Below are 10,825 nucleotides of genomic sequence, written 5' to 3'. Positions count from 1 at the left end.
GCGAGCGGGCGGCACTGACTGCGGTCGGCGTGATCACGGCCCTGGTCGTCCTCTTCGTGGCCCGCGCCACCGGCGCCTTCGACATCGAACTCGTCGTGCCGCCGGCCGCCGCGGTCTGGGCGACCGTCGCCCTCTACCGGCGCCAGCAGCGGATACTCGGCGAACTGCGCTGCACCCGTGCGGAGTTGGCGCGCGGCCAGCGCGAGGCCGGACGACTCGCCGAACGCGCCCGCATCGCCCGCGATCTGCACGACACGCTCGCCCAGGAACTCGCCGGCAGCCGCATGCTCCTCCAGGCCGCCGACCGCGACTGGGACCGCCGGCCCGACCTCGCCAGGACCCAGGTCCGGGCGGTCGCCGACGCGCTCGGCGCCAACCTCGCCGAGACCCGCACCATCATCCGCGACCTCACCCCGCCCGCCCTGGAGCACGACGACCTCGGGACCGCGCTGCGCTCCCTGTGCGCCCGCCGCACCAGCACACCGGCCCACGTGGTGTTCCGCGCCGAGGGCCGCCCGGCCGACCTGACCGCCGAGCGGGCCGCCGCCCTCCTCCGCGTCGCCCAGGGCCTGGTGGCCAACGCCTGCGAACACGCCCGCGCCCGCCATGTGTGGGTCACCCTCGACCACCGCGAACAGGCCACGGTCACCGTCGAGGTGCGGGACGACGGCGTCGGCTTCGACACCGCGACGGCACCGGCCCGACCCGGCGACCGGGGCCATGGGCTGAGCGCGGGCCGGGAACGCCTCGGCGCCCTCGGCGGATCGCTCACCCTCGACAGCGCTCCGGGACGCGGCACGCTCGCCCGCGCCACCCTCCCCGTCGGCGCCCCCGCTCTGGCCGGCCGGGCGGGCGGCCGGTGAACGACAGCCGCGCCCCGCTCCGCGTCCTGATCGTCGACGACCACACCGTCGTACGGGCCGGGCTGCGCGCCCTCCTCACCGGCGAGCCCGGCTTCGACGTGGTCGGTGAGACGGGCGACGGCGCCGAAGCCGTCCGCCTCGCGGCCCGGCTCCGCCCCGACGTCGTCCTGATGGACCTCCGTCTGACGCTCGACACCGACCCGGGCGACCGGCTGAACGGACTCGACGCGACCCGCCGCATCGTCGCCGGCACCCCGCAGACCCGCGTGGTCGTCCTCACGAGCTACAGCGGCCAGGGCGACGTCCTGCGCGCGATGGAGGCGGGCGCCCGCGGCTACATCCTCAAGGCGGGCCCACCCGAGGAACTGTTCCGTGCCGTGCGCGCCGCCGCCGCGGGCGGGATGGGCCTCGCCCCGGAGGTGGCGGGACACCTCGCCGGTCCCCTGGCCGATCCGGGGACCGTCCTCAGCGAACGGGAGATCCAGGTCGTGCGGCTGCTGGCGCGGGGCGGCAGCAACCGCTCCATCGCCGCCGCCCTGCACCTCACCGAGGCCACGGTCAAGACGCACCTGGTCCGCATCTACCGCAAGCTGGGCACGGAGAACCGGGCGAGCACGGTGTCGGAGGCCGTCCGCCGGGGGCTGCTGGAACTCGGCTGACCCGCCGCCGCTGCGCGCGGCACGCCACACGCCGCCCGGCCGCGGCGGGACAGCACGCCGCCCGCTGTACGGCGCCGGCCGCCGCCCCCCGTGCCGGCCGTCGGCCGTCGTCAGTGGGCGCCCGCCGGTTCGAACTCCGTACCGCACGGGCCCGCGCCCTCGCTCTCCGCCAGCGCGACGGGCTCCCCGCTCATCGTCAGCGTCTCGTAGTACCGCCCGATGCGTTCGGTGGAACGGCCGACGTAGTGGCCGATGAAGGAGCGCCGGAAGCGATCGGTGGTGCGGTTGGGCTGCGAGCCGTGCACCAGGCTGCCGTTGAAGAACAGCACGTCGCCCGGCGCCATGTCGACGGGCACCGGGGTGAGCCCGGGCGGCGGCGGAACGTACTCGCGGACGAAGGACAGCTCCTCGTCGGCCTCCTCCGGGCAGAACAGGTCCATGCGGTGCGTGCCCGGCACGACCTCCAGGCCGCCGTTCTCGCGGTCGATCACATCGCAGGCGATCCACGCGGCCACACAGGTGCCGGGCTCCACCCGCAGATAGAAGTTGTCCTGGTGCAGCGCCTGCCCCCGGGCACCCGGCGGCTTGAAGTAGAACATGCTCTGCGCGGCCAGGACCTCCTCCCCGAGCAGCCCCTCCAGGACCTCGCGCAGTCGCGCGTCGAGGAGCACCCGCAGGGACAGGTCGTCGATGCGGTGGGGGTGCATCACCCGGGGGTGGGTGTGCAGCGGGTCGGCCGGTCCGTCGGCCGCCGGCGGACGGGGCTGGAAGTGACCGGGGATCGGGCCGCCCGCCCGCAGCGCCGTGAACCGCTCGCACAGCTGATCGATCTCGGTGGGGGAGAACAGGTCCCGCACCACCAGATAGCCGTTCTCCTCGAAGTCGACCTTGCCTGTGACTGCCATCCGAGCCTCCCTTTCCTTCGGTGTCCGATGTGCTTCACGCTAGGTCGAAGCGTCTTCCGGGAGGATGCCTGTGCGTGCTGACGACCTGTCCGAGACCGCTGCGCCCGCGGATCCGTCACCGCCGCCGGGCCAGGTGATCATCGGCCGTTTCGACCAGCGTCCGCCCTACGCCGTCAACCGGCCGGACGGCGCCGACAGCTGGCTGTTCACCTGGACCACGGGCGGCGGGGGAGTCGTCCGGCAGGGCGCGGCCGGGACGCTCGCGCACCCGGGCGACCTGGTCGTCCTCGGGCCCGGCGTGCCCCAGCACTACGCGGTCGGACCCGGCGCCACGCACTGGGCGTTCTGGTGGGTGCACTGCCAGCCGAGGGCGTCCTGGGCGGCGTGGCTGCGGCCGTACGAGATCGGCGACCGGGTGTACGCCGTCACCCCGGCGCCCGACGGCAGCCGCGACCGCGTCGACGCCGCCTTCCGCCGGATGCTCGCCGACGCCCGCTGGACGGGGGAGGGCACACCCCCGCCGCCCGACGGCGCCCCGGCGGACGGCGAGGTCGCCGTGGCGCACGGCACCGCGGCCCGCGAACTCGCCCTGTGCTCGCTGGAGGAGATCGTGCTGCTCACCGCGGCCCGCGCGGAACCCCACCGGTCGGACGCCGACCCGAGGGTCCGGCGCGCGCAGGACCTGATCACCGCGGACCCCGGCGCCCCGCACACCGTCCGCTCCCTCGCCGAGCGGGTCGCGCTCTCCCCGTCGAGGTTCGCCCACCTGTTCACCGAGCAGGTCGGACACTCCCCGATGCGCGCGCTGCTGCACGCCCGCCTGCTGCACGCCGCGCGGCTCCTGGAGGCGACCGAACTGCCCGTGGAGCGGGTGGCCACGGCCTCCGGGTTCGGCAGCCCGTTCCACTTCAGCCGGGTGTTCCGGCAGCGCTACGGGGTGCCGCCGGGGGCGTACCGGCAGACACTCAGGGACGGCGGCTGAGCGGCGACCGGCCGCGTCAGCCTCCTCGGTCCGGCCGCCGGCGCCGCACGGGCCCGGTCAGCCGCCGAACACCCGCAGCGACAGCCACAGCGCCACCACGGCCGAACCCAGCGCCGCCGGGACGGTGAGCAGCCCCAGCCGGGTGAACTCGCCGAGGTCCACGTCGTGGTCGTGGTGGTGCACGATGCGCCGCCACAGCAGGGTCGCCAGCGACCCGGCGTAGGTGAGGTTGGGGCCGATGTTGACGCCGAGGAGGACGGTGAGGACGGCGCCCGTGCCGAGCGGCGCCGCGAGCGGCACCAGGACGAGGACGGCCGGCAGGTTGTTGATGACGTTGGCGATCAGCGCGGCCAGCGCGGCGACACCCAGCAGGGCCAGAAGGCCCGAACCGGACGGCATCACCCGGCCCAGCGCGTCGGCGAGGCCGTTGTCGACCACCGCCCGCACCACGATGCCCAGCGCCAGCACGAACGCCAGGAACGGCAGCGAGATCGATCGGAAGAGGGCTACCGGGGTGGTGCTGCGCCGCACCAGCGCCCGCACCGACAGCACCAGCGCACCGGCCAGCGCCGCCCACGCGGGCTCGATGCCGAGCGCCGACGTCACCACGAACCCGGCGAGCGTGCACACCACGGTGACCAGTGCGAACATCGGCATCTGCGGTCGCTCGACGGTCTCCTCCACCGGCGTCGCCATACGGAGGTCGTCCGCGAAGAACCGCCGGAACACCACGTACTCGGCGGCCACCGCCACCGCCCACGGCGCCGCCATCAGCAGCGCGAACCGGGTGAAGGTGAGCCCGCTCGCGGTGAACGCCAGCAGGTTGGTCAGGTTGGAGACGGGCAGCAGCAGCGACGCCGTGTTCGACAGATGCGCGGTCGCGTACACATGCGGCTTGGGGCGGGCGCCCAGCCGGGCGACGGTCGCGAACACCACCGGAGTGAGCAGCACGATCGTCGCGTCCAGGCTCAGCACCGCCGTGATCCCGGAGGCCAGTACGAACGTCGAGCCCAGCAGCCGCTGGGGGCGCCCCGCCGAGGCCCGCGCCATCCACGCCCCGCACGCCTTGAACAGCCCCTCGTCGTCGCACAGCTTGGCCAGCACGAGCACTGCGGCGAGGAACCCGAGCACCGGGCCGAGCAGTTCGGCCTCGTCCCGCGCGTGGTCGAGGGAGACGGCGCCGGTGGCGACCGCGATCCCGGCCGCCGGTACGGCGACGACGGCCTCCGGCAGCCCGAACGGCCGGGCGACCGCGGCGCCGAGTACCACGATGAGGAGGAAGACGGAGAGGACCTCGGCGAGGGCGGTGTTCACAAAAGGACTTTCGGGACTTCGGCGGCACGGCGACTGACGAACATTACCGCCGTGGACGAGCGCGCGACGAACGGGTGTGCGGCTCCCGCGGGCGTTCCGGGAGACGGGCCGGGCGGCTGTTCCGGCGGAAAGGCGCAGGTCGAACGCGTCCGATTCCTCCGGCTGCGCCGGATCCTCATGGGACCGACGTCACTCCTCCGACAGGGTCAGCTCCGCCCAGATCGTCTTGCCGTCCTCGGTGTGCCGGCTGCCCCACCGCTGGGTGAGCTGGGCGACCAGCAGCAGTCCGCGGCCGCCCTCGTCGAAGGTCTTCGCCCGGCGCAGGTGCGGGGCGGTGCCGCTGCCGTCGGAGACCTCGCAGATGAGGGTGGTCTCGTCGTGGATCAGGCGCAGCTGGATCGGTGGGGCACCGTGCCGGATGGCGTTGGTGACCAGCTCGCTCACCACCAGCTCCGCCGTGAACGCGGCCTCGCTGATGCCCCACAGCGCCATCTGCGTGAGCACGTACTGCCGGGTGCGGGCGACGAACGCCGGGTCGGCCGGGATCGACCAGGTCGCCACCTGGGTGGGCCTCAGCCCTCTCGTGCGGGCCAGGAGCAGCGCCACGTCGTCGGGGGCGCCGCCGGCGGGGAGCAGCGACTGGACGACCTCACGGCAGATGTCGTCCAGCGACCCCTTGCGGCCGGAGAGGGCGTTGGCGAGCAGTTCCTGGCCGGCGTCGATGTCGCGATCCCGGGTCTCGATCAGCCCGTCGGTGTAGAGGGCGATGACGGTGCCCTCGGGCAGTTCGAGTTCGGCGGACTCGAAGGGCAGTCCGCCGAGGCCGAGGGGCTGCCCCGACGGCACGTGCACCTCCATCGGCCGCCCGTCCGGGTCCAGCACCACCGGCGGCGGATGGCCGGCGCGGGCGAAGGTGCAGCGCCGGGTCACCGGGTCGTAGACGACGTACAGGCAGGTGGCGCCCACCTCACCGGTCACGCCCTCGCTGCCGGCCTCCTCGGAGAGCCGGACGACGAGGTCGTCGAGGTGGGTCAGCAGTTCGTCCGGGGCGAGGTCGACATCGGCGAGGGTGCGGACGGCGGTGCGCAGCCGGCCCATGGTCGCGGAGGCCTGGACGCCGTGTCCGACGACGTCGCCGACGACCATCGCGACCCGCATCCCGGACATCGGGATCACGTCGAACCAGTCGCCGCCCACCCCGGCCTGCGCGGCCGGGAGGTACCGAGAGGCGGCCTCCAGGGCCGGCATGCGCGGCAGGGTCTGGGGGAGGAGGCTGCGCTGGAGGGCGAGGGCGGTCTCCCGCTCGCGGGAGTAGCGGCGGGCGTTGTCGATGCAGACGGCCGCCCGCGCCGTGACCTCCTCGGCCAGCAGCTCGTCGTCCGGGGTGAACGGGTCGAGGCGTTTGAAGCGGGTCAGGACGGCCACGCCGAGCGTCGTGCCGCGGGCTCGTATCGGCACCGACATGGTGGTGTGGATGCCCAGTTCCTTGACCCGCGCGCTGCGTATCGGGTCCCAGGCGAGCCAGTCCACGAGTGTGTTGGCGGGGTCGGTCGCCACGATCGTGTGGCCCACCGACAGCGAGGCCGCCTGCGGCGAGGTGGCCGGGTAGACGTCGGTCCGGCCGAGCTCGACGACCGCCTCGGGACAGCCGGGGGTGATCGACTGGTGGGCGGCGCGGCGCAGGGTGAAGGGCGCGGACAGCGGGCCCTCGTGCGGTTCGTCGCCGTGGTCCAGGGACTGCATGAGGTCGACGCTGACGAAGTCGGCGAGCGTCGGGACGCACACGTCGGCCAGCTCCTGGGCCGTGCGCCGGACGTCGAGGGTGGTGCCGATGCGGATGCTCGCCTCGTTCACCAGCTGCAGCCGCTGACGGGCCAGGTACTGCTCGGTGATGTCGTGCCCGGTGACGCAGACCCCGATCGGCCGGCCGGTGTCGTCGCACAAGGGTGCGATCGCCGCCGACCAGGCGTGGGCGCGGTTCTCGTCGGCGGCCCTGAGGAAGGTCTGCACGTCCTTGCGCCGGCCCAGGGCGAGGACCTCGCGCAGGTGCTCCTCCAGCTTCTCGCCCTGCCGGCCGCCCACGATCTCCGACATGTGCAGTCCCCGGAGCTTCCTCTCGGGGGTGCCCACGGCGTCGGCCATCACGTCGTTGATGCCGCGCAGCCGCAGCCGGTCGTCGAACACCGCCATGGCGCACGGGGACTGGACCATGACCGCCGCGGCCAGCGGATCGTCGCGGACCAGCGGGCCGGGGTCGTCCAGCGGGCACAGAACCAGCCAGCCGCCGCTGCCGTCGCCGTCCTTCGGCCCGCGTTGGTGGGCGAGGAGCCACACCGTCACCGTGTGTCCGTCGCGGTGACGCAGCGCGAGCGTGCCGCTCCAGCTGAGGCTGCCCGGCGGGGGTGGCAGATAGGACGCCTCCGGGGCCAGCAGCTCGGCGGCGGGCCGTCCGACGACCTCCGCCGCGGGCCGGCCCAGCAGGCGTCCGGCTCCTTCGTTCCACTCGACGACGCGGCCTTCGCGGTCCAGGACCGCCCGCGCCGTGGCGGCACCGTCCAGGGCATACGCAGGTTCGTCACCGTGCGTTACCTTGCGGGTCCTCATCGTCGCGAGTTCCATTCCGCCGGACCGAACGGGCTTACGGGTGAATTCAAGCCTATGTGCTCTGATGCGAAAGGGGACTCGAAACCGCATTCTGCGGGGGTCGTCGCGCTGTTGCGGACGCGAGGGGCACGTGGGACCCCTGGCGCCCCTGGTGCACTCCGCCCGATTCTGTTCGGTCGCGATCGGTTGTGATGGCTTGTGGGGTCCCGTCGCCTCGGCGACGTGGGGAGGCTCCTGCCGCCGGGCGCGGAACGGCCGGCTCCGCACCGGTGGATCCGGCCGTTCCGCTCTCGGTCGGAAAACCCGTCCCGTCCGGACCGTTGACGGGCTGTCATGTCTCGAACAGCATTGGCCATCGTCCGCATCTGGGAGCGCTCCCACGCCCCACGTGTCACCGCTGTGCGCCCCCACCTCCCCCGAGGAGCCCAGACGTGAAACGACGCAGAACGACCCTGCTCGCCCTGACGACCCTGCTGGCGGCGACACTGACCGCGCTACCCGCCGGGTCCGCCCAGGCCGAGGAGGTCGAGCAGGTCAAGAACGGCACGTTCGACACCACCACCGCCCCGTGGTGGACCACCGGCAACGTCACCGCCGCCCTCACCGACGGCCGCCTGTGCGCCGAGATACCCGGCGGCACCGCCAACCGCTGGGACGCCGCCGTCGGCCAGAACGACATCACCCTGGTCAAGGGCGAGTCCTACCGGTTCAGTTTCTCCGCCTCCGGCGTCCCCCAGGGCAAGGTCCTGCGGGCGATCGTCGGCCTCCAGGTCGCGCCGTACGACACCTACTTCGAGGTGAGCCCGCAGCTGAACGTCTCGGGCGACCGGTACTCGTACACCTTCACCTCACCCGTCGACACCGCGCAGGGCCAGGTCGGCTTCCAGGTGGGTGGCAACGCCGACCCGTTCACCTTCTGCATGGACGACGTGTCCCTGCTCGGCGGGGTGCCACCGGAGGTCTACGAGCCCGACACCGGGCCACGGGTGCGCGTCAACCAGGTCGCCTATCTGCCCGCCGGGCCGAAGAACGCCACCCTCGTCACCGAGGCCACCGCGAAGCTGCCATGGGAACTCAAGAGCGCCTCGGGTTCCGTGGTCGCCCGGGGCTCCACCCGGCCGCGTGGCGTGGACGCCTCCTCCGGACAGAACGTCCACTCCATCGACTTCGGCTCCTACCGCAAGCGCGGCACCGGCTTCACGTTGGTCGTCGACGGCGAGACCAGCCGTCCCTTCGACATCGACCCGAGCGCCTATCGCAGGCTTCGGCTCGACTCGCTGAAGTACTACTACACCCAGCGCAGCGGCATCGCGGTCCGCGACGAACTGCGCCCCGGCTACGGCCGCGCCGCCGGACACCTCAACGCCGCCCCCAACAAGGGCGACGACGACGTGCCCTGCCAGCCCGGCGTCTGCGACTACACCCTCGACGTCACCGGCGGCTGGTACGACGCCGGCGACCACGGCAAGTACGTCGTCAACGGCGGCATCTCCACCTGGGAGGTGCTGAGCACGTACGAGCGCTCCCTGTACGCCCGCACCGGGCGGACCCACAAGCTGGGTGACGGCTCGCTGGACATCCCCGAGAGCGGCAACAGGATCCCCGACCTGCTCGACGAGGTCCGCTGGGAGCTGGACTTCCTGCTGAGGATGCAGGTGCCGCAGGGCAAGCCGCTCGCGGGCATGGCCCACCACAAGATCCACGACGAGCAGTGGACCGGTCTGCCGCTGATGCCGGCCGACGACCCGCAGAAGCGTGAACTGCACCCGCCGAGCACGGCGGCCACCCTGAACCTCGCGGCCACCGCCGCCCAGGCAGCCCGCCTCTACCGCCCCTTCGACCGTGCCTACGCGGCGAAGAACCTCGCCGCCGCCCGCACCGCCTGGGAGGCCGCCCGGGCGCACCCCGAGATGTACGCCTCCGAGAGCGACGGAACCGGCGGCGGCACCTACGCCGACAACAACGTCGCCGACGAGTTCTACTGGGCGGCCGCCCAGCTCTACCTCACCACCGGCGAGAAGAAGTACGCCGACTTCGTCCTCGGCTCACCGGTGCACACGGCCGACATCTTCGGGCCCGTCGGCTTCGACTGGGCGAGGACGGCCGCCGCCGGGCGTCTCGACCTCGCGCTCGTACCGAACAGGCTGCCCGGCCGGGACAAGGTCCGCCAGTCCGTGATCAAGGGCGCCGACCGCTACCTGGCGACGCTCCAGGACCACCCGTACGGCATGCCGTACGCCCCCGACAAGAACCTCTACGACTGGGGCTCCAACCACCAGATCCTCAACAACGCGGTCGTCATCGCCTCCGCGTACGACCTCACCGGGGCGTCGAAGTACCGCGAGGGCGCGCTCCAGAGCATGGACTACCTCTTCGGCCGCAACGCCCTCAACATCTCGTACGTCACCGGATACGGCGAGGTCAACGCCCGTAACCAGCACAGCCGGTGGTACGCCCACCAGCTGGACCCGGCCCAGCCGAACCCGCCCGTGGGCACCCTCGCGGGCGGAGCCAACTCGGGGATCCAGGACCCCTTCGCGCAGGGCAAACTCCAGGGCTGCGTCGGTCAGTTCTGCTACATCGACGACATCCAGTCCTGGTCGACCAACGAGCACACGATCAACTGGAACGCGGCGCTGGCCCGCATGGCCTCCTTCGTGGCGGACCAGACCTGAGCCCCTGACCCGATCCCGGACGGCCGGCACCCCTCTCCCGGGGGTGCCGGCCGTACCTCTTCGGTACCGCATCGCACCTTCGTTGACCTGGGAATATTTACGGGTAAGTACCCGCGCGGTACCGTTGGCGCATGCCAGCTCTGAATGTGGAGTTCAGCGACCGCGAGCTAGAGGACCTGCGGCAGATAGCCAAGGAACGCGGTACGTCGATGAAGGCGCTCGTGCGGGAGGCGGCCGCGGCCGACATCGTGCGACACCGGGCGCTGAAGGAGGGGGCCGAGGCCTTCCGGCGGTTCTTCACCACGCACGCCGACGAGTTCGCCGCCGCCTTCCCCGAGGACGAACCCGTCTCGCGCACCGTCGAGGGACGGGCCGTCTGACCGATGGCTCCCGTCATCCACATCGACGTGCCCTGGCTGCTCCAGCGCCACGAAGAGGTCCTCCCCGAGCAGCCCACGATCAACGACTTCTCCGCCCTCGTGGCCGCCGTGGCCCGGCACCGGGTCGACCCGCCACGCCTCGGGGTCGACTCGGACCCGGCCTGGCGTGCCGCCGCGCTGCTGCACACCCTGGCGGTGCTCAAGCCCCTGCCGGCCGCCAACGCGCGGTTCGCCTGCGCCACGGCCGTCGCGTACATGTTCGTCAGCGGTGTCGGTATCAACCCGCCCTACGGTGCCCTCGTGGACCTCGCCCGCGATCTGATCTCCGGGAAGACGGATGTGTACGGGGCGGCGGACTGCCTCCGCTCCTGGCAGATCTGACGCGGAACGCCGGGGCCGCCGACCGAGGGCGGGAGGAACAAGGTCGGCGGCCCCGGCGTTCC

General features: G+C 72.8%; 9 protein-coding genes. 6 read left to right on the top strand and 3 right to left on the bottom strand.

Going from position 1 to position 10,825, the window contains the following annotated elements; translation table 11 throughout:
- Positions 1-863, top strand: an 863-nt coding sequence (locus tag AOK23_RS37435; protein WP_055716938.1) for a sensor histidine kinase, incomplete at its 5' end; no start/stop codon positions are given.
- Positions 860-1,522 carry a response regulator transcription factor gene (locus AOK23_RS37430; protein WP_055716936.1) on the top strand — a complete coding sequence of 221 codons (663 nt, stop codon included), beginning with the start codon at positions 860-862 and terminating at the stop codon, positions 1,520-1,522. The genes AOK23_RS37435 and AOK23_RS37430, both read left to right, overlap by 4 nt.
- A gap of 110 nt (positions 1,523-1,632) precedes the next feature.
- On the opposite strand, the gene AOK23_RS37425 is transcribed toward AOK23_RS37430, so the two are convergent.
- Positions 1,633-2,427, bottom strand: coding sequence for a phytanoyl-CoA dioxygenase family protein (locus AOK23_RS37425; protein WP_055716935.1), 795 nt, complete (start codon positions 2,425-2,427; stop codon positions 1,633-1,635).
- A gap of 64 nt (positions 2,428-2,491) precedes the next feature.
- Between AOK23_RS37425 and AOK23_RS37420 the strand changes: the two genes are divergently transcribed.
- Positions 2,492-3,409: a helix-turn-helix domain-containing protein gene (locus AOK23_RS37420; RefSeq protein WP_079049926.1), complete on the top strand. Its 918-nt coding sequence runs from the start codon at positions 2,492-2,494 to the stop codon at positions 3,407-3,409.
- A gap of 57 nt (positions 3,410-3,466) precedes the next feature.
- On the opposite strand, the gene AOK23_RS37415 is transcribed toward AOK23_RS37420, so the two are convergent.
- Positions 3,467-4,723 (bottom strand): SLC13 family permease, encoded by a 1,257-nt coding sequence (locus tag AOK23_RS37415; protein WP_055716933.1) that lies wholly within the window; start codon positions 4,721-4,723, stop codon positions 3,467-3,469.
- A gap of 189 nt (positions 4,724-4,912) precedes the next feature.
- Positions 4,913-7,327: a SpoIIE family protein phosphatase gene (locus AOK23_RS37410; RefSeq protein WP_206336401.1), complete on the bottom strand. Its 2,415-nt coding sequence runs from the start codon at positions 7,325-7,327 to the stop codon at positions 4,913-4,915.
- A 431-nt stretch (positions 7,328-7,758) separates the two neighbouring features.
- Here AOK23_RS37410 and AOK23_RS37405 point away from each other — a divergent pair, with 431 nt between their 5' ends.
- The 3 genes from AOK23_RS37405 to AOK23_RS37395 all read left to right on the top strand — a co-directional run bounded on the left by AOK23_RS37405 (position 7,759) and on the right by AOK23_RS37395 (position 10,763).
- On the top strand, positions 7,759-10,002 hold the full coding sequence (locus AOK23_RS37405) for a glycoside hydrolase family 9 protein (RefSeq protein ID WP_055716932.1): 2,244 nt from the start codon (positions 7,759-7,761) through the stop codon (positions 10,000-10,002).
- 131 nt (positions 10,003-10,133) lie between these two features.
- On the top strand, positions 10,134-10,382 hold the full coding sequence (locus AOK23_RS37400) for a hypothetical protein (RefSeq protein ID WP_055716931.1): 249 nt from the start codon (positions 10,134-10,136) through the stop codon (positions 10,380-10,382).
- 3 nt (positions 10,383-10,385) lie between these two features.
- A complete protein-coding gene (locus AOK23_RS37395) occupies positions 10,386-10,763 on the top strand; it encodes a hypothetical protein (protein ID WP_055537770.1) in 378 nt (125 codons plus the stop codon).
- Positions 10,764-10,825: the final 62 nt, after the last annotated feature.

The organism is Streptomyces torulosus, assembly GCF_001419765.1.
In the GTDB taxonomy this organism is placed as follows: Bacteria; Actinomycetota; Actinomycetes; order Streptomycetales; family Streptomycetaceae; genus Streptomyces; species Streptomyces torulosus.
Note: the sequence above shows the minus strand (reverse complement) of the source record. Positions and strands in the feature narration are given on the sequence as shown.

What these genes read in the sequence shown, in the direction of transcription:
- AOK23_RS37420 (WP_079049926.1), top strand. Translation starts at nt 2,492, where the DNA reads ATGCCTGTGCGTGCTGACGACCTGTCCGAGACCGCTGCGCCCGCGGAT.
- AOK23_RS37400 (WP_055716931.1), top strand. Translation starts at nt 10,134, where the DNA reads ATGCCAGCTCTGAATGTGGAGTTCAGCGACCGCGAGCTAGAGGACCTG.
- AOK23_RS37410 (WP_206336401.1), bottom strand. Translation starts at nt 7,327, where the DNA reads ATGAGGACCCGCAAGGTAACGCACGGTGACGAACCTGCGTATGCCCTG.
- AOK23_RS37425 (WP_055716935.1), bottom strand. Translation starts at nt 2,427, where the DNA reads ATGGCAGTCACAGGCAAGGTCGACTTCGAGGAGAACGGCTATCTGGTG.
- AOK23_RS37395 (WP_055537770.1), top strand. Translation starts at nt 10,386, where the DNA reads ATGGCTCCCGTCATCCACATCGACGTGCCCTGGCTGCTCCAGCGCCAC.